We start from the raw sequence: 24122 nt of genomic DNA, 5'->3' as shown, positions 1-24122 counted from the left end.
ACAATCATCAAGAGCTACATGGCTTTTACATTACTGATATTGTCTATCGGAAAAAACACAAATCTTACTTTCCAGTAAAGTATTTAACAGCCGACGCGAACAGGTGCTGGTCTTTATTTCCTGGGATGTTTTGGAAGAGACCGTCTTCATAACGTTCTGAGTGTCCCATTTTACCGATGATTTGACCATTCTTGCTGGTAATTCCTTCGATGGCATTTACAGAACCATTCGGATTGTACTTAGAATCCATACTTGGTTTGCCGTCAAAGTCAACGTATTGGCTAAAGATTTGACCATTGGCACGGAGCTCTGCAAATTCCTCAGCCGTCACGACAAATTTCCCTTCACCGTGCGATACTGGGATGGCATGGATATCGCCCACTTGTACTCCAGCTAACCATGGTGAGTTGGTATTGGCAATTCGAGTTTCCACCATCTTAGCCACGTGCTGGTTGGCATCATTGTAGAAGAGGGTTGGGCTAGTACTGTTAGCATCCTCGAAGTTCCCGTATGGAAGAAGACCTGATTTGACCAAGGCCTGGAACCCATTACAGATACCGATAATCAAGCCACCACGAGCGATAAAGCTATCAATAGCTACACGCACTTTTTCATTGAGCAGGATGTTGACGATAAACTTAGCTGATCCATCCGGCTCATCCGCAGCTGAGAAACCACCCGCGAAGAAAAGGATATTAGCCTTGCCGATATTGTCAACCATAGTTTCAACTGACTTGACAATAGCCTCTTCATTCAAGGTCACGAATGGCACCAAGTTGACTTCTGCACCTTCTTTTTCAAAAGCTTTTGCTGAATCATATTCCGAGTTTGTTCCTGGGAAGACTGGGATGTAAACCACCGGTTTTTCAATAGTTTCCTTGACTTTGATGACTGCGTTAGAAGCGACAGCTGGTACTTCGTCCAATTCTTTAGATTGGGCAAATTCTGTTGGGTAAACTTCTTCCAGTTTCCCTTGGAAGGCACTGTCAAGCTTCTGTCCATCTAGCTTCACACCGTTGACAAGGAGTGTAAAGTCTGCTTTCGTTTGTCCAATCTTCTCTACTCCAGCGATTTCTTCAGGAGATGTGAAGACAAATCCGCCTAATTGAGCTGTCAAGGCTGTTTCAAATTCAGGCAAGGTTACCTCTGCACCGATATGATTCCCAAAAGTAGCAAGAGCCAAGCTTTCAAGGACACCACCGTATTTGACAGCTGATGCAGATGTTACTTTGTGACCAGCTTCTTGGATGGCTTCAAACTGAGCAAAATTAGACTTAATCAAGTCAAAATCAATCTCTGCAGCAAGAGCTTGACCTGGGATGTAGTAGATATTTTCACCAGCAGTCTTGAACTCAGGAGAGAGCACCTTACGGCTATCTGCCGTCGTCACCCCAAAGGCGACCAAGGTTGGTGGTACCGTCAATTCTTCAAAGGTACCAGACATGGAGTCCTTACCACCGATAGATGGCAAACCAAGTTGGATTTGTGCTTCGATAGAGCCTAGAAGAGCTGCTACTGGCTGACCAAAACGCTCAGCTTGTTTATCCATCCGCTCAAAATACTCTTGGTAAGAGAAACGAGCCTTAGACCAGTTGGCACCAGCAGCCACTAAACGAGCTGTCGCTTCGATAACCGCATAGGCAGCACCGTGGTATGGAGACCATTCTGCCACATAAGGGTTGAAACCTTGCGCCATGACTGACGCAGTGTGAGTCACACCGTGTTGGACTGGCAACTTTTGCACAGAAGCTTCAGTTGGTGTGAGTTGGTAGCGACCACCAAGTGGGTGATTGACCGTTGAACGACCGACCGAACAGTCAAAGATGGTTTGCAAGCCTTTTTGACTCGCATGGTTGAGGTCAGATAGAACCGCAAGGGTATCTGCTTCAAGTGTTTCAGCAGATGTTTGACGTTCTTCTGGAAGCTTGACATCCTTGTCTACCACCTTGGCATCGACAACCACGCGCACACCGTTTGTATCAAGGAAACGACGTTCCAAGTCGACGATGGTTTCACCATTCCAGTGCATGACAAGATTTGGTTTTTCAGTCACTGTTGCCACCACAACAGCATCAATATTTTCTTTATTACATTCCGCAACGAAGGCATCTACGTCTTGAGGACGCACCACAACTGCCATCCGTTCTTGAGATTCAGAAATGGCAATTTCTGTACCGTTCAAACCTTGGTATTTAAGAGGAACCTTGTTGAGGTCGATTTCAAGACCATCTGCCAATTCACCGATAGCCACACAGACACCACCTGCTCCAAAGTCGTTGGATTTCTTGATGAGACGAGTGACATCGCCATTACGGAAGAGACGCTGAATCTTGCGTTCTTCGATGGCATTCCCTTTTTGAACCTCAGCTCCAGCAGTCTCTACAGACTCAACTGTTTGAACCTTAGAAGATCCTGTCGCACCACCGACACCATCACGTCCAGTCTTCCCACCGAGTAGAATAATCACATCGCCCGCTTCCGGTTTTTCACGAACAACATTACCCTTAGGAGCAGCACCGACAACGGCACCAAGCTCCATGCGTTTGGCTACAAAACCTGGGTGGAAGTACTCACGAACGTAAGTCGTCGCCAGACCAATTTGGTTACCATACGAAGAATACCCATGAGCCGCTGTCTTCGAAATGACTTGTTGTGGCAATTTCCCAGCGCGCGTTTCTGAAATCGGCGCTGTAATGTCACCCGCGCCTGAGATACGCATGGCTTGGTAAACATATGAACGTCCTGACAGCGGGTCACGAATGGCTCCACCGATACAAGTAGCAGCCCCACCAAATGGCTCAATCTCCGTTGGGTGGTTGTGAGTTTCGTTCTTGAACATGAGGAGCCAAGGTTCCTTGACACCATCAACGTCCACTTCGATTTCAACCGAGCAGGCATTGATTTCGTCTGACACTTCCATGTCGTCCAAACGACCATTAGCACGCTCATAACGACCAAAAATAGTCGCCATATCCATCAAGGTTTGTGGTTTTTCAGAACGACCTAATTCCTCGCGCATAGCGATATATTTATCATAGGTCGCCTGCAATTGTTTTTGGAATTTAGAAGCTGAGAAGTCGATATTTTTCAACTCTGTCTCAAAAGTCGTGTGACGGCAGTGGTCAGACCAGTAAGTGTCCAAGACCTTGAGCTCTGTTTCCGTCGGCACGCGCCCGATTGACTTGAAATAATCTTGGATAAAGAGCAAATCATCCACTTCCATAGCCATTCCTTGTTCAGCCTTGTAGCGCGCAAAGTCTTCTGCTGTATAGCTTTCAAAGAAAGTCAATTTCGGAATGGTCTTGTCTGACTCTGAAAATTCCTGCTTGGCAATCCCTGTTGTGATATCCTTGAAACGTGAATCCACTGGATTGAGCAAGTAGTTCTTGACCGCTTCCAACTCAGTCGCATCAATATCGTTATTAACCAAGTACAATTGTGCTGTGTTGACCATCACGTCACTCGAACTTCCCAGCAAAAGCAAGGCTTCCTGTGAAGATGTGGCACGTTGGTCAAATTGACCCGGCAAACTTTCAATCGCAAAGAAAGCATATTTCTCAAGATCAGCTTGAACTCCAGCTTCATCCAAAACAGTATCAGTCACTTGCTCAGAGAAGATGTGTTTTTCCGCAGGTGCAAACAAATCCTCTGCCAAATCAAAGACATCATAAACTTGCACAATGCGAATACTTCTCAAAGTTGACAGTCCCAAGTTGTGCTGAAGCTCTCTCACCAAACTCTCTGACTTAACCTGAAAATCAGCCTTTTTTTCAACAAAAATACGTTTATTCATCAATTCTTATTCCTTTATTTCAGCTCTTGCAATGTTCTCAAACGACCTTTAGGTTGTTATTTCAATTCCTGCAACTTTTCCCAGACAATCTCGTAAACGTCTGTCAGTTCTCCCAATCCTCTACGGAAAACATCCTTGTCCATGTGGTTGCCATCCGCATCCCACAAACGGCAGTTGTCTGGTGAAAATTCGTCTGCCAAGATAATCTTGCCATCCTTGTCAAAACCGAACTCTAGCTTAAAGTCAATCAACTTAAGCCCAATCTCAGCAAACCAGGCTTTCAAGAGTTCATTGATACGACGCGTTTCTTCCTTCAAGTAAGCAATCTGCTGATCATCCGCAATCTTTAGGAACTTCACATGCTCATCATTGATAAAGGGATCATCCAAATCATCATTTTTATAGTAAAATTCGACGATTGGCGTTTCCAAGGCGATCCCTTCTTCCACACTAAATCGTTTTGAAAATGAACCAGCTGTGTAGTTACGAAGTACGACTTCCAAAGGAATAATCTCAACCTTTTTATTGAGTTGCTCCGTGTCTGAAAGTTTCTCAACAAAGTGAGTCGCCACACCAGCCGCATTTAATTTCTCAAAAATAAAAGATGAAATCTGATTATTTAACACTCCCTTGCCCGCAATCTGCTCCTTCTTGACACCGTTGAAAGCAGTCGCCTGATCCTTGTAAGTTGAAATAATAAGATTTTCATCCTCAGTCGTATAGATATCTTTAGCTTTTCCCGAATAGATCAATTGTTTTGACATTTTAAAGTTCGCCTTTCGTATTTCTTTACTTCATTCTACTACAAAATAACGAAAATAGCAAGAATTTGCGAACGAAGGCGAAGATGCCTCTTTTTAACATTAAGAAAAACTGTAAAATCAAAACATTTTACAGTTTTAAAAGTATAATATTGCGTTAAAAACAAACATTATTCTCTGTTCAAAAATTGATCTAAGTAGTATCGCAAATAACTTTTCTTTCCTGTGATTAGTGTCAAACGTCCTTCTGAACCGTAGCGAAGCTCTTCTGCTTGTTCAGGAGTCAGACTTGTCTCCGCCTCTATTTTAAAGAAATTTCCCTTTTCAGTCTTAGTAGCTGTCGCATCAATATTCGTAATCGCAGAAACAAGAACGAGCTCTTTGTTGGCATCCTTGGTTGTAGTAAAGCGAACAGAATCACCTACCTTAAGCCTTGCAACATCTTTTGAACTGAGATAGGCTGTGAGTTTGGTTTTCCCTTCTTTCTCCAAGGATGGGTAGAGTTGGGCTAGCAGGGTTCCTTCTGCGACCATGGTAGAATCACTGGTCTCAGGATTAAGGTGAAGCACCCCATCCTCATTTGCTGTGATTTTCCCCTTATCTAGGAGACCTCCCTGGACTTTCTTACCCGACTCTGCTTCTAAAATTTTCTGATCTAGAAGGGTTAATTCCTGACCGACTTTGACTAGGTGCTGGGACTTAAGGGATTCAAGCTGACTATCCAGTCCACTTGCGTAGGCTTGTTGAGCTCCAGATCCCGCATACTGTACACGATAAGTAGCTAAACTAGACTCTAGCTGGCTAATTTGGGCATCCACCTGTGTAATAACTTGCGATTTAGCTTGCGAATCTTCTCCAGCTTGGTTTTTATAGGTCTGATAAAAAGAGTAGGCTGGATTCTGACTATCCAGTTGATCTCCCTTTTCAATCGCTGACTTAGCTGTTTTGTAGTCTCGAATTTTATCCTCTGTTTGACTGATAAGATTGCCAATCTCGGCCTGGCTCTGACTTGCTGCCGCATTCTGCGAGGAGATGCTGGCATTTTGCTGAGAAACATTACTCCTAAGACTACTAGCTTGGCTGAGATAGTCTCGAAACATCTCCTGATAACCAAACTTATCCGCCTCTGGAAATTGATCACTCCCCTCTTTCAAACTGGATTGCAAATACCCTAACTGTTTTTTTTGATCCTCTAACATCTCCAGCTGACTGGCGTATGCTTCAGCTTGAACAGCCTCTGCCCCTTGCTGGTACTGAACAAGGAGATCACCCTGCTTGACTAGTTTGTTTTCTTCTAGATAATTGGCCACGATGCGTTGATTGCTAGTCGATTGGATATTGGCAATGATCCGACTAGGTTCGACAGTAGCTCGGGTAGACAAACTAATCTCCTTCTCTGCAAAGACTGAAAATCCCAGTAGAAACACGAGTAGAAGAAACATGGGTAAAATCACTCGACTGGAAAAATTATGGTAACGACGATGGTAAAACTCCGCACTTTCTAAAAATTCTGGTTTCATCTTCTCCTCTTTCTAGCTATTCACCAAATGGGCGTAAAAGCCATCTCGAGCCAGCAAATCAGCATGATTGCCTTCTTCGACAATCTTGCCCTGGTCCAAAACAAGAACCTTCTCTGTCCGCTCAGCAATGGTCAAGCGGTGGGCAATGAAAATCAAGGTCTTGTCTAAAGCCATAAGATTATCCACAATCCGCTTCTCTGTCAAGATATCTAGACTACTGGTCGCCTCATCCAAGATCAAAACAGGTGCATCTGTTAAAAGAGCACGCGCCAGAGCGATTCGCTGCCGTTGCCCACCTGAAATCCCTGCCCCGTCCGAAGTCAATTCTGTCTGATAATTCAGCGGCATGCGCTCAATATCTTCTCGAATCTCAGCCAATTCAACTGCTCGTAAGATATCTTCCTGTGTCGTCCCTTCTTTGGCTCCAAGGAGAAGATTCTCCAAAATCGTTCCGTTAAAGACATAGGGCTGCTGAGGCAGATAGTTGATATACTGACGTAAGGCTTTTTTATCAATCTGATTAAGATTGACACCACCCAGACTAATCTCTCCCTGACTAGGGTCGTAGAAATTAACCATCATCTTGGCCAAGGTCGTCTTACCTGACCCTGAAATCCCCACAAAAGCTACCTTAGAGCCTTGAGGAATGGTCAAATTGATGTCCGACAAGACGTCACGACCATAGCCATACTTATAGTGAACCTGCTTAAAAATCATATCTCCCTTCATCATGCTCAAATCTTCGACCGTTTTCTTCTCCTCAAACTCCGAAGCTACCAGATAGACCTCGTTCAGACGGTTATTGGCAACCTGCGCTGTCTGAAGTTTGGTTTGCAGGTTGATGATATTTTCCAAAGGATTGGTAAAGTAAACAAGCAAAGTATTATAGGTAATCAGCTGGCCCAAACTCATTTTCCCATCCATGACGAGTACTGCTCCCATCCAGAGAACAGCAACATTAAGCAGGAGCTGGGCAACTTTTTTCAGAGCCTTTTGCTGACTTTCTGCCCGACTATAGGTAAAGGATTTTTTCAGATAAGCTACAAATTCCTTATCAATCTTTTGATAGCGTGAACTTTCACTGGTCAAAGACTTAATGGTCTCAATACCGTTGATGTCCTCGATGATAGAAGAAGACAGAACCGCATTGGCTTCCATGGTATCCCGATTCATCTTTTCAAAAGGCTTCATAAAGGCAAAGATAATCACCGTATAAATAGGAAGTGCAAGCAGACTAATGAAAAAGAGCGTTATATTTTGTGAAAATAAGACAAGCGAGATAATCAAAATCGTTGACACATCTAGGAAAATCGACAGAATGGTCGACGCCAAGGCATCGATGATACTATTGGCATCTATAAAACGAGACACGATTTCCCCTGTCCTGCGTGTCGCGAAAAAGGACATCGGCAGGTGAAAAACATGCTTGATGTAGGACAAAATCACGTCAATTGACAAGCGTTGCCCAAGGATTAGTAGGAGGTACTCCTGGGCATAAGACAAAATCTGCTGGAGAATATAGACGATGACCAGCCCAATAGAGATAATACCCAAGGTCGAACGCATCTGGTCTGGTACGTAACTATCAATGATAGACTGCAGATAATAAGAACCTACAATGTTAATCAGGGTCACCAAGAGTGTCGCTAGGACGATATTGGCAATTAAGCCACGTTGTTTGAATAATATCGGCAAGAAGGATAGGAGTCCCTGTTTTTTCTCCTTATGGGGTTTATAGTCTGGAGATGGCGCCATAAAGAGACTGACCCCTGTCCACTCTTGCGCAAATCGCTCACGGGAAATCTTGGTCAGCTTGACACCAGGATCTGGATCAGCAATATGGATGTGCTTTTTATCCTGACCTATCACCACATAGTAGTGGAGCAATTTCCCTTCCTTGAGCACATGAGCCACAAAAGGAAAGGTCAAATCTGGCAAGTCAAAAAGCGTCATATCCGCCTTAATTGCTCGCGTCTCAAAACCAATCTCCTCTGCCACCTTGACCAAGCCCAAAGCCGTCGTCCCATCCATGGTCGTCTTAGCCAATTCTCGCAAGTGAGCCAAAGAATAGTAACTACCATAGTAGCCAAAAACCATGGCTAATGAAGCTACACCGCAGTCCATCTGATCCACTTGCGGACGATAGTGACGTTTCCCAAATTTCATATCTATCTCCTTTTTTCTAATAATCTCTTAAAACTTTGTAAGATTATTTTAACCAAACGAAGAAGAAATCGGAAAATTATTTCTGAAAAAACAATATTCATACCTGAACAGCACTTTTTGCCAAAGAAAATAGGCAGAACAAGTGTCCTGCCTAAATCATTAAATTACAGAGATTTCTTACCTTTCCCACTTCTTTTGTGAATGGTGTATAAAACGATAAACGAAAACACAGGGGGCACCAGATAACTACTTTCACTCATTGTTACCTGGAAACCAAGAGTTGCTAGTATCGTAAAGACGAAAATATTCATTAAAAATAGAAAAACAAATACTAAACAATAGCCTAAAACCTTCTTCATTTCTTTTCTCCAACTTTCCTAATTTCTATACCTATTTTATCAAAAAATACATGTAAAACTCCAAATAAACACCTCAACTGGCACCTTTTTGGCAAAAAATAGGCAGAACAAGTGTCCTACCTACTAAAAATATGGTATAAAAGGAAATTGACTTTTTACTGTCACCCTGGGCAAGCTTGGAACAAATAAATCATTGATAGTAACATTTACGACATCCTATTTATTACTACAATTTCTAATGTCCCTACTATTTCTAAGTCACCTCTGGTATGATCTATTCCTAGTCAGAATAGATAACACCGTTCTAAATTACGATTTTTTTTAACTCCAATGTGATGCATTCTTAAATCTTACCTTACCCATTTTTAGCGCAGAATAATAAGTCATTCTTAACCTCTCACTCTACTTGCTTTTTATTAACCTTATATCCTAGATAAAAGATCCCAAATAAAACAGGGTAAATTTCTGGATAAAATAGGGTATTGATCGGTTTTTTCAAAATCAAATACGTTGCGATGTAAATAATGAGCGATACGATAAAATATCCCTCAGCAAATCCTAATAAGAATTGTTTCATATTAGACTCCTATTTACCTGACAAGAAAGGCGGAAAAACTCCGCCATTCACATGCACAAAATCCTTTTCATTCAAATTCATCATTTATAGTTTTGATTATCTTTTGACAAATCTTTGCAAAAAATACCAAAATAGCCCGAAGCAAGCAAACCAACTAAAGTCCATTGCCAATCAAAGGATACTAATGAACCTGTACGAATCACATGAAGCGCGAGATTAAGAGCTATTGCCAACAAAGAAACTATAGTGGCTAGTTTAGGTAAGAGTGTATTGAGATTAAGGTTGTGATTGTTCATTATCTAACGCCCACGACGAGCAAAATCTGAACCAAATTTGTAACCAGCGTTAAAAATTTGTACGGCAGCGTTCAATACTCCTGCAATCCCAACTGCTTCAGCAAGACCAAATCCTCCTTTTGTTCCGATTAATTCATCATCAGATAATTGATAAAATTGTTCCAAGTTCATATTCATAGTTACTCCTTTGTGTTATATTTTACTGCTATGTAAATAATTGAAATGAGTATTGGATAGGTAAATACTTCTGAAATCTCCATAAAATTCACACTATACTTTCCTGACAATATTTTATAGTCAATTAAAATTTGAATGATAGTGAAAATAATACGTAGAGATAAAAATATCCCTAATAATATCACTTCTTTTTTTAAAAACATACGAATGCCTCTCCAGCTACAATCTGACTAGGGTCTATTCGCGTAATACCCCAATGTTGCTCCACCAGCAAAAAGCGCTGTCGCCCCACCTACCACTGCTGCACCTACTTTCCAAATAGACACTCCAGCGATTACAAGAGGAAGTGCTCCCCCATCCACATCCATCAACTCTTCTTCTGTAAGAGCTGCAAAGTTCTGTTCCATTTTGTCAAAGTTTGTCATCTTTTTTCTCCTTTATTTCTATTTTTTAGTTTACGACTTCTAGATTTTAAACCATTTTAAAAACCAGATTGGGTAAATTACTGAAATCATTTTTTCTCTCCTTCCTTTTCTTCTCACTTATCTATTCGAGAAATGATTGAAAATGAACAGGTAAATTTCATTTATTTTAAATACCATTTGATAAACCATGGCAATAAGATTGGTAAATACATCGCGTAGTCTCCTTCCTTTTTTTCTTATCTATCTATTCGAAAAACAATTCGAAAATGAACAATTAATTCATTTTTATTTTAAAAACCACTTGATGTACCATGGATACAAGATTGGCATGTACATAAACGTTCCTCCTTTTTTCTTTCTCATCTCTTTATTCGCAATTTCTACTAAAAATTTTAACGTTTTTCTTTTTTCTGCAAACAAAAAAACAACATGACTTGCATGTTGCTTTTTGCTATATCTTACCTTTAATAGTTCTGACCACATCTGCTACACTTTGCAATTGGTCAATTTCCTCATCACTGATCTCGATACCAAATTCATCTTCTAGCGTCAAGACAAACTCCATCAAGTCCACTGAGTCTGCATCGAGATCGTCTTTCAAACTCAAGGTTTCTGTCACGACAAAGTCCTCTCCCTGTCGTTCTTGGATAATGATCACAATACGGTCAAAAATTTCTTTTTCTGTCATCTTTTTATTCTCCTGAAAATTCACGCGCAGTTTGAGCAACTACGTCTGTTTCTAGCATGGTACGAATCTGGCGAATCGTACTGTACACAGCTTTAGCATCACTTGAGCCATGAGTCTTAACAACAGGTGCCTTGACACCAAACAAAACAGCACCACCAACATCTGAATAGTTGAGTTGCTTTTTCAAACCTTTAAGGCTATCCTTGAGAAGGAGAGCACCAAGTTTTGCTCGAAGACCGCCACCTGTAATAGCTGTCTTGAGCAAGCCCATGATACCCATGGCTGTCCCTTCAATAGATTTGAGCACAGCGTTTCCCGTGAAACCATCTGCCACAACAACATCCGCAACGCCATTCATCAGATCACGCGCTTCCACGTTTCCGACAAAATTCAAGCTTTCATCCGCCGCTAGCAAGGCGTAGGTTTCCTTACGAAGAGGATCACCCTTGCTACTTTCTGTTCCGTTGTTAAGCAAACCAACACGTGGTTTTGCAATCCCACGGACATTTTTAGCATAAAAGGAACCTAGAACCGCGTATTGGTGGAGGTGCTGGGCTGTGTTTTCTGCATTGGCACCGAGATCAAGCATATCAAACCCTTTTCCATCAATGGTCGGCAAGGTAGACATGAGTCCAGGACGGTCGATATTTTTGATACGACCCACAATGAAGAATCCTGCAGCCAACAAGGCACCTGTGTTCCCAGCTGAGAGGACAGCGTCTGCTTCTCCCTCCTTGACTGCCTTGGCTGCTAATACCATGCTGGCATTTTTCTTCTTACGGATAGCTTTTGTCGGCTCATCGTCTGAGTTAATTTTCTCATCCGTATGGATAATGCTAACGCGCTCTGTCGCTGTTAGATATTGCTTGATTTTGCTTTCATCTCCATAGAGTTGAACCTCAATATCTGAAAAGTCAGTAAGGGCTTGGTTGACACCCTCAACGATGGCTTGAGGTGCATAATCGCCCCCCATAGCATCTACTGCGATTTTTTTCATTTGTCTTCCTCTTTTAGTAATTGTCCCCAGTCGGCTAGGGAATCGATAAATTTCTTTGATTTTAGGTGAATCCCGACGTACTCTTCGTAGATCTGATCCATAAACTTGCGCAAGTCTTGCTTGATTTCGGACTTGATCGAAATGGTTTCCAAGGTCTCAAAATCAATAGCTTGAAATTGATTGAGCAGATAAGGGATATTGGGATTCAGATAGCAACGTCTCTCATCTTCATGATAATGCTCTGGGCAAAGGCAGGCTCCATATTTAAAAGAAAAGTCAAAGGCCTGACCCACCCGATGGCAAAAGACACACTCATTAAAATTTAGCCCAATTCCAAATCGGGTCAAGATTTGAATTTCAAAAATATTGGTCAAAACTTGATAATCCAAGCCCTCTTCCATCAATTCCAAAGTCTTTTGCAAAAAAGCAAACAAGGGAGCATCCTGCTGATTATCCTGCAAACTAGCATCTGCAAGGGCAGCCACATAAGTAGCATAGGCCATAACAAAGAGATCACTATTAATCTTTGGAAAGGTCATCACCTCATGGTAGTCCTCGATGTAGCTAAGCCCGTCATCATTGATTCGCAAGAGAAATCGTGCCAACACCAAGGGCTGAATAACAGGAGCTAGTTTGGACTGGCCAGCGTGTTTGACGAAAAACATGCGCTTGCCCGCCTGCTCGGTAAAAATTTTGACTAGCTTGTCATCTTCACGAAAGTTACGATTGTAAAGTACGAGACCTTGACTCGTGATAGACTGAATCATGCTTCTCTCATGTACTCCTCAAGTCGTTTCATGGCCTCTCTGATCGTTTCCATGCTGGCTGCATAAGACAGACGCACATAGCCTTCTCCGTAACGTCCAAAGGCTGCACCAGGGATAAAGGCAACGGCCTTCTTCTGAGCAAAATCCTTCAGAAAAGCAAAGGAGTCTTGATTGTAACCTGCTGGAATCTTAGCAAAGATATAGAAGGCACCATCTGGTTTGATAATCTCAAATCCAAGAGCAGTCATTTTCTCGATGATATAATCTCGACGCTGGATGTATTCCTTCTTCATAGGTTCCGCATCATTTTTACCAGCCGTCAAGGCTTTCACCGCAGCGTGTTGCGCCATGGTATTTGCTGCAGTAACCAAGTACTGGTGACTCTTGATCAACTGGGCTGTAAAGGCTGCAGGAGCGAAAATCAGACCCAAGCGCCAACCTGTCATAGCATGCGATTTAGACAAGCCATTGATGATAATGGCCTGGTCTCTCAACATAGTTCCCAGAGATACATGGGCTTCACCTGTATAGGTCAATTCTGAGTAAACCTCATCACAGACAACGAAAATCTCGTACTTGCGTAAAACAGCTGCCAAGTCTTCCAACTGCTCTCGACTGTAGGTAATTCCTGTCGGATTAGCTGGATAGTTGAGAATAACCGCCTTGAGCTTGTCACCCTGCTCCAAAATAGCCTTTTCCAACATCTCAGGAGTCAAGACAAACCCATTTTCAGTTGTATCAATCTCGACAACCTCTGCCCCAACTAGATTGACAATCGGTTCATAACCCGGATAAGCAGGAGCTGGCAAGAGCACCTTGTCTCCCTCTTCCAAAATAGCTGTCAAAGTCGCAGATAAAGCCTCTGTCGCTCCGATAGTGACCAAGATTTCATTTTCAGGAGCATAGTCCAGTTGATACTTTTCCTTAACAAAATCACTGGCCGCCTGACGTAGAGTCAGCAAGCCACTCATCCCTGTATAGTAGGATTGGTTCTGGTCAATCGCTCGCTTGGCCGCCTCTTTGACATGATCTGGCGTTGTAAAATCAGGTTCCCCCAAGGTCAAACGCAAGACCCCAGGAATCTCCGAAATAGCCTGGTCAAACTGACGAATCAAGGACACTTGAATCTTATCTAACTGTTTATTAAAGCGCTTAGTTAAATCCATAGATACCTCCTACTGTAAAAACGTATCTCTATTATACTACAAAAGCTCCCTGACCGCAAAATCCATCTGAAACCTGCATTTTTCACTTTCTATTTTACTTTTCCTGTTTATAGGTCTATAATAGTAACAGATTCTATTTGGAGGTTTTTATGTCATTTCTATCAAAAAATGGAGCAGGCATCTTTGCCTGCCTTCTCATTTCTATCGTATCTTGGTACTTAGGAGGATTCTTCCCTGTGATTGGCGCGCCTGTATTTGCGATTTTCATAGGCATGCTCCTACATCCCTTTCTCTCGTCTTATAAACAACTGGATGCTGGATTGACCTTTAGTTCTAAAAAATTGCTCCAATATGCCGTTGTCTTGCTTGGTTTTGGTCTCAATATCTCGCAAGTCTTCGCAGTCGGACAATCTTCACTCCCTGTCATCCTGTCCACCATCTCAATAGCTCTGATTATTGCCTATTTCTTCCAGCGCTTCTTTGCACTGGATACAAAACTGGCTACCTTGGTTGGAGTAGGTTCTTCAATCTGTGGTGGTTCTGCCATTGCAGCGACAGCGCCCGTTATCCATGCCAAGGAAAAAGAAGTTGCCCAAGCCATTTCCGTTATCTTTTTCTTCAATGTCTTAGCGGCACTCATCTTTCCAACTCTAGGAACCTGGCTTCACCTATCCAATGATGGCTTTGCCCTCTTTGCAGGAACTGCGGTCAATGATACTTCTTCTGTAACGGCCACAGCTAGTGCCTGGGACAGTCTTTATCAGACCAATACCCTCGAGTCTGCAACCATTGTTAAACTCACACGCACCTTAGCGATCATTCCCATCACTCTCTTTCTCTCCTACTGGCAAAGTCGCCAACAAGAAAATAAACAAGGCGTACAACTGAAAAAAGTTTTCCCACTTTTTATCCTTTACTTTATCTTGGCTTCTCTCTTAACGACTCTCCTTACCTCTCTCGGTGTGTCCGGTAGTATCTTTACCCCTCTTAAGCAACTCTCCAAATTCCTTATCGTCATGGCCATGAGTGCCATCGGTCTCAAAACCAATCTGATTGGCATGGTTAGATCCAGTGGCAAATCTATTGTCCTCGGAGCCCTTTGCTGGATTGCCATCATCCTCACCAGTCTTGGCATGCAGGCATTGATTGGTATTTTCTAACACAAAAGGTAGCCCACTGGCTACCTTTTATTGTTCAAGAATTAAGCGTGTATGTTCTCTCTTGATACAGCGATTCATCACGATGTCATCGCATCCTCCAGCACGCAAGATTTTTTCTGCTTCTAGACTTTCAAGTCCTAGTTGTGCCCAGAAAATCTTAGCATCAGCCTTGAGAAAATCATGCGCCACATCTGGTAAAAACTCGCTCCGTCGGTATACATTGACAATATCCACTGGAAAAGGGATCTCAGCTAGACTCGCATAAGCCTTTTCTCCCAAAATTTCACCACCTGCAGCCTTGGGATTAACTGGAATGATTTTATAGCCTCGAGCCTGCATTTCCTTGGTCACTCGATTACTGGTTGTCTCCTCACGGTCGGACAAGCCCACCACTGCTAACGTTTTACTGGTTGCCAGATACTGACGGACCACTCCATCACTTGGATTGATAAATTCTTGGCTCATAGAAATCCTCCTTTTTCATCAGTATAGCATATTTTGAAAAGGCTTGCAGATTTTGACTACAAAAAATCTCCTAGCAAGAAAAGAAACCTGCTAGGAGAACGATCTATTTCAAGTGAAAGTTTAGATTTTTTTCTCGATACTAAATAATGGAGAAAGAGGGCGTTTTTCGTGGATACGTACAATGGCATCTCCTAAGAGATGAGCAATAGAGATTTGCTCAATCTTATCAATCAAACGCTCTTCTGGTAGGTAGATAGTATCCAAAACAACCAATTTCTTAATAGCTGATTTTTGGATATTGTCCATAGCTGGCCCAGAAAGAACTGGGTGCGTACAGCTTGCGTAAACTTCAACAGCACCTGCTTCAGCAAGAGCATCTGCCGCATGACAAATAGTTCCAGCTGTATCGATCATATCGTCAATCAAGATACAAGTCTTACCTTCTACCTTACCGATAATGTTCATCACTTCGCTGGTATTCATCTTGTCTACACTACGACGTTTATCAATAATCGCAATCGGAGTTTTCAAAAACTCTGCCAATTTACGAGCACGAGTCACTCCACCATGGTCAGGACTGACAACAACATAGTCTTGTCCAACCATGCCACGACGTTCAAAGTAGTCTGCAATCAATGGAGCACCCATCAAGTGATCTACGGGAATATCAAAGAATCCCTGAATCTGGGCAGCGTGCAAATCAATCGTCAACAAACGATCTACCCCAGCAACTTCTAGCATATTTGCAACGAGTTTTGCAGTGATTGGCTCACGCGCTCGCGCTTTTCTATCCTGACGTGCATAGCCATAGTAAGGCATAACAACATTGACAGATTCTGCACTAGCACGCTTCAATGCGTCCACCATAATCAAAATTTCAAGTAAATTATCATTTACAGGTGAACTAGTTGATTGTAGGATAAAGACGTGTTTTCCACGGATTGATTCTTCGATGTTGACCTGAATCTCCCCATCTGAAAATTGGCGAACACTTGATTTCCCCAACTCTATTCCAATCTCTTGCGCCACACGCTCTGCCAATTCCCTATTAGAAGAAAGGGCAAACAGCTTTAAATCAGAAAAAGACATGATTTCCTCCGGTATTTATGTATCACTTGTTTTTTACACAACATTTTCCATCTACCATTGTAGCGCTTTTTCCTTTATTTTTCAATCAAAAATAAAACAAGAGTAAACATTTATACCCTTGTTTTTGCTATTTTATATTAGCTATATTAAAACTAAAATCCTACATTTTAACAATCGATTTTATGCTAGGATGAGATTTTTTCGAGACAAAGTTAGTATACTTCTCTCATACTTCCTGTATCCACATCATAGACAGCACCTGAAATAACCACATCATCAGGAATCAGTGGGGATTCTCGAAGCAGTTGCATATCCTCTCTCACACTCTCTTCAACATCCTGAAAAGGTAAAAAATCTTGATCAGACACATCAACTCCGAGCTCGTGTTTCAAATGTTCATGAAAACTTTCATTTTCAAAGGTCTGAGCACCACAGTCTGTATGGTGCAACACCACAATCTCTCTGGTTCCCATTTGTTGCTGGGAAATCACCAGTGAACGAATCATGTCCTCAGTTACTCGACCACCCGCATTCCGCAAGATATGAGCATCCCCAAGTGCCAAACCTAGAGCTTGCGCAACGTGCAGACGTGAGTCCATACAGGTCACGATAGCTACTCTGGTTTTGGGTTTAAGTGGCAGATTTAACTGCCCATGTAGGGCAACATAAGCCTGATTGGCTTGCATAAACTGTTCAAAATACGACACGATTTCCCCCTTAAAAATTTGACAATCAAATATTTCTCCTATCTTATCATTTTTAAGAAGATTTGTCACAGATTAAGCAAAGACCATTTTCAAAACTTCCTGAATAGTCGTCACTCCAATGACTTCAATTTCCTTGGGAGGAGTGATTCCTGTCAAGGAATTCTTGGGTACATAAATCTTGGTAAAGCCCAGTTTTGCCGCTTCATTGATGCGTTGTTCGATACGATTCACGCGCCGAATCTCTCCAGTCAAGCCCAATTCTCCCACAAAACATTCCTGAGGATTGGTAGGCTTGTCCTTGTAACTAGAGGCAATAGCCACTGCAACGGCTAAATCAATAGCGGGCTCATCCAATTTGACACCACCAGCAGATTTAAGATAGGCATCCTGATTTTGCAGGAGCAATCCTGCACGTTTTTCCAAAACAGCCATAATCAGACTCGCACGATTGAAGTCAAGCCCTGTCGTCGTACGCTTGGCATTTCCAAACATGGTCGGTGTCACCAAAGCCTGGACCTCCGCCAAAATCGGACGGGTCCCTTCCATGGTCACAACAATTGACGAACCAGTCGCCCCATCCAAACGCTCCTCTAGGAAAACTTGACTCGGATTGAGGACCTCAACCAAGCCACCCGACTGCATCTCAAAGATGCCAATCTCATTAGTGGAACCAAAACGGTTTTTGACCGCTCTCAAAATACGAAAAGTATGGTGACGCTCCCCTTCAAAATAAAGCACCGTATCCACCATATGCTCCAACATACGCGGACCAGCTAAAGTCCCTTCCTTGGTCACATGCCCTACGATAAAGATGGCAATGTTATTAGTCTTAGCCAGTTGCATAAGTTCAGCTGTCACCTCACGCACCTGAGAAACAGACCCCTGCACCCCTGAAATCTCAGGAGACATAATGGTCTGAATAGAGTCGATGATGAGAAAGTCTGGCTGAATTCTTTCTACTTCTGCACGAACACTCTGCATATTGGTCTCTGCATAGAGATAAAACTCACTATCAATATCTCCCAAGCGTTCCGCTCGTAACTTGATTTGCTGGGCCGACTCCTCACCGCTAACGTAGAGAACCGTACCCACTTGAGACAGCTGAGTCGAGACTTGTAAGAGAAGGGTTGATTTCCCGATTCCTGGATCCCCACCGATAAGAACGAGACTCCCCGGTACCACTCCGCCTCCAAGCACACGGTTAAATTCCTCCATCTCCGTCTTGGTTCGATTGACGTTGATTGAAGTCACCTCAGCCAGTTTCATAGGCTTGGTTTTTTCACCTGTCAAAGACACACGCGCATTCTTGACCTCTGCAACCTCGATTTCTTCTATAAAAGAAGACCAAGACCCACAGTTTGGACAGCGCCCTAGATACTTAGGTGAATTATATTCACAATTTTGACACACAAATGTCGCTTTTTTCTTTGCGATAATAAACCTCTTTCTAAATTTCTACCTCACACTCAATCACTTGGCAAAAATCAATCTTCTCGTCTGGTACAAATTGGCGCATGAGCATTCGATGAGCGACAACTAGCACTGTCTGGTAGTCTCGGTACTTTATCATAGTTTCCAAAAAACGCGCCTTCATCTCTTCAGCTGTCTCATACTGAATAGGACTATTAGGAAGCAACTCCCCCTTGTTTTCTAAAAACAGACATCTAGCTGTTTCAAAGTTCTCTATACCTGCTTCATAAACCTGCCATTCATGCAATAAAGGCTCTACTCTTAAAGGAAGACCCGTAGCACAAGATACATAAAAAGCCGTTTCTAATGCTCGCGTCACTGCAGAAGACACCAGTATATCAGCTGAGCCAAGCAAAGGATTTTGGCAAAGTTCCTGAGCTTGTTGCCGTCCTTCCTTAGATAAAGGTGCTAAATCCATCCCAAAACCTGTATAAGAACGTTCCTCTAACTCACGGTAATCTGGCTCCCCGTGACGTACAAAGATGATTTTCATCCTAGTGTCCTGTCGATCCAAATCCACCAGTCCGCACGCCATCAGCTGCATCTCCGTCTGCGATTAAAAATGGTGCAAAGACAGCCTGAACCACACGTTCCCCAACTTCAAGAATCACTTCCTGATCAGTAATGTTTTTCATCTGAGCAAAAATATGCCCTTCATTTCCAGGATTTCCATAATAATCCCCATCAATGACCCCAACTGAGTTAATCAAGACCAAACCCTTCTTACGAGGATTTGAAGAACGGTCATAGAGATAGAGCACTTCTGTTGGCTGCATATAAGCCTTGACTCCTGTTGGGACGAGAACAATCTCTCCTGGAGCAATCACAGTGCGTTCTGCAACCTTTAAATCATAACCAGCTGCATGGGCTGTCTCACGCTTGGGCAATAAATTTTCATCTGTAAAAGTAGAAACCAATTCAAAACCACGAATTTTCATATTTTTCTCTTTTCTATAATCATTTATTCTAGGCTATTTTATCTTATTTATTCGAAAAAAGCACGAAAAAAGAGCACACAATTCACACTCGCTTAGGGCTGCTGGATTCCTCCCCTGACCCGCTTCACGCAGAACTGTTGCTCCACTGTTTATTATACCACATTCTCCTCTATTTTTAAAGAGAAATTATTTTTTCCGTCGATTTCGGAAAAAGTCCTGTATAATCGCTACACACTCACTCTCCAAAACTCCCGTTTCAACCTCTACACGATGATTGAGACGCTCATCTGTCAAAATATCGTACAAACTTCCAGCTGCACCAAATTTCTGATTCTTAGCCCCATAGACTACGTTTGGAATACGGGCAAGCCCGATTGCCCCACTACACATCACACAGGGCTCTATAGTCACAAAAAGGGTGCAATCTAGTAAACGCCAGCTCTCTTCACTCAGATTAGCATTCTCTATAGCCATGATTTCTGCATGCATAACCGCCCGTTGCAACTCCTCGCGCGCATTATGCCCACGACCAATGATCTCTCCATCCTTGACAATCACACAGCCAATTGGAATTTCATCGTGTTCTAGAGCAATTTCTGCCTCTCTCAAAGCCTCTCTCATGAAGCATTCTTTTTCTTCAACTGTATAATTCATAGCTTCTCTCTTTTCCTACTTATCAATTCTATCATTATAGCATGTTTTCCTAGACAAAAAAAGAGCTCTATAATATTTACACTGACTAACTTTAGATAGTATTAAATCGCTAGATTGTAGAAATAATGTTTTAAAAAGAGTATAATATTAGCAAAATTGATAGAAAATCAGAAATCATGAACTTAAAATAATGGAGATAACTGACATAGAAAGTTCAAGAGATGAATATACTGAAATTTATACAATAAACAATATGAAAGGGTAAATGATGAAATTAGAGTTATTACTGGATAAACCAAAATTTACCTTAATGTTTCCATATAAAAATCAATTTAATAGAGTAGGGGGACCATTCATGATATCTTTATCTGTTATGATTCTCTGGATTCTAAAGCATCTGATAGCTTACAATACCGATTTTACAGACAAGATTATTATAGCAATTGTACTGATTTATGTTCCACTTCTTCTATGGTTTATGGGGTATTATCTCTTCATAAATGGAGTAAAATTAGAAGTTCATAAAAACAATACTGTTCAGTATTATACCTATAGTAGCAGAGGCCTCAGCGTATTACATTATCAATTTAAACTTCAAGATATCGAACAAATAACCATTAAAAAGCGTCCCTTTAATTGTGCAAAGTTAACCATGAAAATTAGAAATCCTATTTTTTTAGAAGGATATGAGAAAAATCTAAATAATCTAATAAGTGTCAGTATCATCACAGATAAACTGAAAGCAGATGTTTTTATGCACGAAATGAACCAAATTCAAAATGACAAATCAGGAAACCAAGTTATCAAATAAGCTAATTTACAAAAAATTTAATTTTATCTAACTTATAAATTCTAAAGAAAATAGTTCACTGAAGAGGCTGGGATCAAAAATCCCAACCTCATTTTTGCTTAGTTGTACACCTATAATTTATTAGTAGATTAAACTGTTTGTTGGTATTTTAGAATTCAAAAACTCCTTTAAACAAAACTTCCTTTCTCTATACACAACCTTAACCAATCTACCGAATTGTTGAAACCATGAAATTCTAGGTCTATCAAATTAAGACTTGGTCTAGAGATTTCTGTCCCACTGTTTTTTTCTTTATCTTAAAAAGTCAAGTAGAAGCCTGTATAGGACTTATGAACTAAAAAAGCCACCGAATGCGGTGACTTAATAGGGAGATTATTATGAAAAAGAAAAGTTTAGGATATTTGTTACAACAAGTTAGGAGGTCTTCTTGTAACTGTCTATAGTATACCCGACCTGTCTTAAACTAATCTTAAAAATCTCCTATGACCAAACACTTTCTAAAATATTGGTTTGTTCACGACCAGGACCAACTGAGAAAGTAGAAATACGAACCCCAACCAGCTCGCTCACACGACGAACATAGTTACGCGCATTCTCAGGAAGATCTTCTAAATTACGAACTCCAGTAATATCTTCTGACCAACCTGGCAATTCCTCGTAGATAGGTTTGCAACGTTTTAATTGCTCAAGGCTAGCTGGATAGTGGTCGATACGTTGGCCATCAAGATCATAGGCCACACAGATTTTCACTGTATCCAAACCACTCAAAACATCAATAGAGTTCAATGAAAGATTAGTAATACCAGATACACGGCGACTATGGCGCATCACAACTGAGTCAAACCAACCCACACGACGTGGACGACCAGTTGTTGTACCATATTCATGACCTACTTCACGAATGCGATCCCCCACTTCATCAAACAACTCAGTTGGGAAAGGTCCATCACCTACACGACTCGTATAAGCTTTACACACACCTACAACCTTGTCAATCTTACTTGGACCAACACCAGACCCAATTGTCACACCACCAGCGACAGGGTTTGACGAAGTAACAAATGGATAAGTCCCTTGGTCAATATCCAACATAACACCTTGCGCCCCTTCAAAAAGCACACGTTTGCCATTATCAAGCGCATCATTCAAGATAACAGATGTATCTGTCACATACTGCTTGATTTGTTGACCATACTCATAGTACTCTTCAAAAATATCATCAATTGAAATAGGAGTACTGTCATACAATTTTTCAAACAGACGATTCTTTTCCGCAAGATTGCGTTCCAAGCGTTCACGGAAAATATCCTTATCCAAAAGATCTGCAATACGAATCCCAACACGAGCAGCTTTATCCATATAGGCTGGGCCAATTCCCTTTATTGTAGTACCAATCTTATTGTCACCCTTAGCCTCTTCTTGCAAGCGATCCAACTCAATATGGTAAGGCAAAATAACATGCGCACGATCAGAAATACGCAAGTTATCAGTTGTCACACCTTCCTCATGAAGATAGCTCAACTCTTTCACAAGGGATTTTGGGTTTACGACCATCCCATTCCCAATAACAGAGATTTTTTCAGGAAAGAAAATACCTGATGGAATCAAGTGCAATTTAAACTTCTTACCATCAATCACAATCGTGTGACCAGCATTGTCACCACCTTGATAACGAGCAATCACTTCTGCATTAGCTGAAAGAAAATCTGTAATTTTCCCTTTACCTTCATCACCCCATTGGGTACCTACAACAACAACTGAAGTCATAATAAAATTCGTCTGAGCTACTAGGAGCTCGTCCTTTCTCATATACATGGCAGGAGTTTCACCTGCAATCATATCTTACAATTTATTATAAGAAAAAAAGACCATTTTATCAAGAAGAAACACTGGAAAAGATTTGGAATTTCTGTAAATCATAAAATGCAAAACCTTATATTTTAAATAAAATCCTTAAAATCATAAATTCAATGCTCATTATTGTTCGTGATAAATGATATATATGAACGTCACTAGTTTAGACTAGTACCTTCTAGCAAAAATTTATCTAGATACAAGCGATAGGCCGTCTGAAAATGATATAAACAAAACTCTTTATCGCTTTTAATTCTAAATCTTATCAGGTAATAAAGTAAAAAACGAAGATGAAGTGATTCCCACTCAGCACAGCTCTGACATAAAGAAGCATATTCTTGTTCAACTAGTTTCAAAAAGACAAATGCTCGTTCATAAAATTTTTGAAGCATATAAAAAATCCCTTTCTTATTATTAACACTAGTTTAACAGAAAAACGAACTAAAAAAGCTTCAAATCCTATAAGAGTAGAATTTAAAGCTAAACGAACTAAAAATAAAATATAAAGGTAATTATAGATGCCAAAATTAAGTTTTGAATTTTGAGAAGTTTACTTCATTTATAAAATCATAACTACCCGTCTAACGGGTGGTTTGTACCAGAGCTATAAGTCCAAATTACCAGCCAGCGCCTAAAGACGCTAGCTTTCACTTTGTTCAAGCCTCATTGCTCTTGACTCATCACAAACCTCTCAAAGAGGTGTTCGCATTACTTACCACTATCCCTAAAGGGATCCTCATATTCTTTTACACTTAATTTATCCAATGCTATATCATGCTTTACTCGTTCTCGAATTTTCATACTCGTGAAGAAATCATCCACTGGATAATTTCTTTAATCTTGAATATATTTCCTAATTGTGGCTTCATTAGGTTCCACTGTACTCACATAATAACCTTCTGCCCCAAAATGCCGATTCCCAAACTTGTACTTGAGGTTAGCGTGTTTATCAAACATCATGAGTGCACTTTTGCCTTTTAAATAACCCATGAAACTTGAAACACTTATCCTCAGTGGAATACTTACTAACATATGTACATGATCAGGCATCAAGTGACCCTCGATAATTTCAACACCTTAATTTCAACACCTTTATAACTGCACAAACGATGAAATATTTCGCCTAAACTACTTCAATATTGATTATAGACCACTTTTCGTCTATACTTAGGGGTGAACACAATGTGATATTTACACATCCGCTTTGTGTATGATAAACCATGTGCCTTTTGTGCCATATTTTTCTCCTTTCGCTTTACAATTGGCTTGAACACCTTTATTG

The 24122-nt window shown here is 41.2% G+C and carries 24 protein-coding genes, 1 other RNA gene and 1 pseudogene; 2 read left to right on the top strand and 24 right to left on the bottom strand.

What is annotated here, in order from left to right; translation table 11 throughout:
• Positions 1-64: 64 nt before the first annotated feature.
• The 13 genes from HMPREF9965_RS10375 to HMPREF9965_RS10320 form a co-directional block, all read right to left on the bottom strand.
• Positions 65-3793, bottom strand: a complete 3729-nt coding sequence (locus tag HMPREF9965_RS10375; RefSeq protein ID WP_001042274.1) for a phosphoribosylformylglycinamidine synthase — start codon at positions 3791-3793, stop codon at positions 65-67.
• 56 nt (positions 3794-3849) lie between these two features.
• Complete coding sequence (gene purC, locus HMPREF9965_RS10370) at positions 3850-4557, bottom strand: phosphoribosylaminoimidazolesuccinocarboxamide synthase (protein WP_000043291.1); 708 nt, start codon at positions 4555-4557, stop codon at positions 3850-3852.
• Positions 4558-4724: 167 nt separating this feature from the next.
• Positions 4725-6074 carry a competence pheromone export protein ComB gene (comB, locus tag HMPREF9965_RS10365; protein WP_000801572.1) on the bottom strand — a complete coding sequence of 450 codons (1350 nt, stop codon included), beginning with the start codon at positions 6072-6074 and terminating at the stop codon, positions 4725-4727.
• 12 nt (positions 6075-6086) lie between these two features.
• Positions 6087-8240 (bottom strand): peptide cleavage/export ABC transporter ComA, encoded by a 2154-nt coding sequence (comA, locus tag HMPREF9965_RS10360; protein WP_000668313.1) that lies wholly within the window; start codon positions 8238-8240, stop codon positions 6087-6089.
• Positions 8241-8404: 164 nt separating this feature from the next.
• Positions 8405-8599 (bottom strand): hypothetical protein, encoded by a 195-nt coding sequence (locus HMPREF9965_RS13410; protein WP_000756558.1) that lies wholly within the window; start codon positions 8597-8599, stop codon positions 8405-8407.
• A 397-nt stretch (positions 8600-8996) separates the two neighbouring features.
• Positions 8997-9176 (bottom strand): hypothetical protein, encoded by a 180-nt coding sequence (locus tag HMPREF9965_RS10355; protein ID WP_000808740.1) that lies wholly within the window; start codon positions 9174-9176, stop codon positions 8997-8999.
• A gap of 80 nt (positions 9177-9256) precedes the next feature.
• On the bottom strand, positions 9257-9472 hold the full coding sequence (locus HMPREF9965_RS13405) for a bacteriocin immunity protein (protein WP_080566892.1): 216 nt from the start codon (positions 9470-9472) through the stop codon (positions 9257-9259).
• Between the two features lie 3 nt (positions 9473-9475).
• Entirely contained in the window at positions 9476-9643 is a 168-nt protein-coding gene (locus HMPREF9965_RS10350) for a hypothetical protein (protein ID WP_025170865.1), read from the bottom strand.
• Positions 9644-9879: 236 nt separating this feature from the next.
• Complete coding sequence (locus tag HMPREF9965_RS10340) at positions 9880-10074, bottom strand: class IIb bacteriocin, lactobin A/cerein 7B family (protein WP_000180809.1); 195 nt, start codon at positions 10072-10074, stop codon at positions 9880-9882.
• 451 nt (positions 10075-10525) lie between these two features.
• Entirely contained in the window at positions 10526-10762 is a 237-nt protein-coding gene (locus HMPREF9965_RS10335; protein WP_000136433.1) for an acyl carrier protein, read from the bottom strand.
• 4 nt (positions 10763-10766) lie between these two features.
• Entirely contained in the window at positions 10767-11759 is a 993-nt protein-coding gene (gene plsX / locus HMPREF9965_RS10330; protein ID WP_000717470.1) for a phosphate acyltransferase PlsX, read from the bottom strand.
• Positions 11756-12526: a DNA repair protein RecO gene (gene recO, locus HMPREF9965_RS10325; protein WP_000616136.1), complete on the bottom strand. Its 771-nt coding sequence runs from the start codon at positions 12524-12526 to the stop codon at positions 11756-11758. Before recO ends, plsX begins: the two co-directional genes overlap by 4 nt.
• Positions 12523-13692 (bottom strand): pyridoxal phosphate-dependent aminotransferase, encoded by a 1170-nt coding sequence (locus HMPREF9965_RS10320; RefSeq protein WP_000366359.1) that lies wholly within the window; start codon positions 13690-13692, stop codon positions 12523-12525. The genes recO and HMPREF9965_RS10320 overlap by 4 nt, the downstream gene beginning before the upstream one ends.
• 149 nt (positions 13693-13841) lie before the next feature.
• On the opposite strand from HMPREF9965_RS10320, the gene HMPREF9965_RS10315 reads away from it, so the two are divergent.
• On the top strand, positions 13842-14852 hold the full coding sequence (locus tag HMPREF9965_RS10315) for a YeiH family protein (RefSeq protein WP_000009123.1): 1011 nt from the start codon (positions 13842-13844) through the stop codon (positions 14850-14852).
• 27 nt (positions 14853-14879) lie between these two features.
• Here the strand turns inward: HMPREF9965_RS10315 and HMPREF9965_RS10310 are convergent, their stop codons facing one another.
• From HMPREF9965_RS10310 to tadA, 8 genes are all read right to left on the bottom strand, one after another.
• A complete protein-coding gene (locus HMPREF9965_RS10310; protein WP_000076503.1) occupies positions 14880-15317 on the bottom strand; it encodes a CoA-binding protein in 438 nt (145 codons plus the stop codon).
• Positions 15318-15437: 120 nt separating this feature from the next.
• Positions 15438-16406: a ribose-phosphate diphosphokinase gene (locus HMPREF9965_RS10305; RefSeq protein WP_000010169.1), complete on the bottom strand. Its 969-nt coding sequence runs from the start codon at positions 16404-16406 to the stop codon at positions 15438-15440.
• Between the two features lie 212 nt (positions 16407-16618).
• Positions 16619-17113: a beta-class carbonic anhydrase gene (locus HMPREF9965_RS10300; protein WP_025170864.1), complete on the bottom strand. Its 495-nt coding sequence runs from the start codon at positions 17111-17113 to the stop codon at positions 16619-16621.
• A gap of 72 nt (positions 17114-17185) precedes the next feature.
• Positions 17186-18547 carry a DNA repair protein RadA gene (gene radA / locus HMPREF9965_RS10295; RefSeq protein ID WP_080566891.1) on the bottom strand — a complete coding sequence of 454 codons (1362 nt, stop codon included), beginning with the start codon at positions 18545-18547 and terminating at the stop codon, positions 17186-17188.
• A gap of 13 nt (positions 18548-18560) precedes the next feature.
• A complete protein-coding gene (locus HMPREF9965_RS10290; protein WP_029745884.1) occupies positions 18561-19118 on the bottom strand; it encodes a histidine phosphatase family protein in 558 nt (185 codons plus the stop codon).
• The gene (locus tag HMPREF9965_RS10285; RefSeq protein WP_000702001.1) at positions 19078-19521 is read right to left on the bottom strand and encodes a dUTP diphosphatase; all 444 of its coding nucleotides are present in this window, start codon (positions 19519-19521) and stop codon (positions 19078-19080) included. The genes HMPREF9965_RS10290 and HMPREF9965_RS10285 overlap by 41 nt, the downstream gene beginning before the upstream one ends.
• A 54-nt stretch (positions 19522-19575) precedes the next feature.
• An RNA gene (gene ffs / locus HMPREF9965_RS12880) (signal recognition particle sRNA small type) lies at positions 19576-19675 on the bottom strand.
• A 32-nt stretch (positions 19676-19707) separates the two neighbouring features.
• Complete coding sequence (gene tadA, locus HMPREF9965_RS10280; RefSeq protein ID WP_001110103.1) at positions 19708-20175, bottom strand: tRNA adenosine(34) deaminase TadA; 468 nt, start codon at positions 20173-20175, stop codon at positions 19708-19710.
• A gap of 265 nt (positions 20176-20440) precedes the next feature.
• Here tadA and HMPREF9965_RS10275 point away from each other — a divergent pair, with 265 nt between their 5' ends.
• The gene (locus HMPREF9965_RS10275) at positions 20441-20986 is read left to right on the top strand and encodes a hypothetical protein (protein ID WP_000976887.1); all 546 of its coding nucleotides are present in this window, start codon (positions 20441-20443) and stop codon (positions 20984-20986) included.
• A gap of 480 nt (positions 20987-21466) precedes the next feature.
• Here HMPREF9965_RS10275 and HMPREF9965_RS10270 read toward each other — a convergent pair whose 3' ends face one another.
• The 3 genes and pseudogenes from HMPREF9965_RS10270 to tnpA all read right to left on the bottom strand — a co-directional run bounded on the left by HMPREF9965_RS10270 (position 21467) and on the right by tnpA (position 24078).
• The gene (locus HMPREF9965_RS10270) at positions 21467-22753 is read right to left on the bottom strand and encodes an adenylosuccinate synthase (RefSeq protein ID WP_025168358.1); all 1287 of its coding nucleotides are present in this window, start codon (positions 22751-22753) and stop codon (positions 21467-21469) included.
• 245 nt (positions 22754-22998) lie between these two features.
• Positions 22999-23232, bottom strand: a complete 234-nt coding sequence (gene comW, locus HMPREF9965_RS13260) for a sigma(X)-activator ComW (RefSeq protein WP_000939516.1) — start codon at positions 23230-23232, stop codon at positions 22999-23001.
• Positions 23233-23548: 316 nt separating this feature from the next.
• Positions 23549-24078, bottom strand: a pseudogene (gene tnpA, locus HMPREF9965_RS10260) (IS200/IS605 family transposase).
• Positions 24079-24122: the final 44 nt, after the last annotated feature.

This window comes from Streptococcus mitis bv. 2 str. SK95, from assembly GCF_000222705.1.
GTDB lineage: Bacteria > Bacillota > Bacilli > Lactobacillales > Streptococcaceae > Streptococcus > Streptococcus mitis_AY.
The sequence above is the reverse complement of the archived record's forward strand: the minus strand, read 5'-3'. Positions and strand labels throughout refer to the sequence as shown.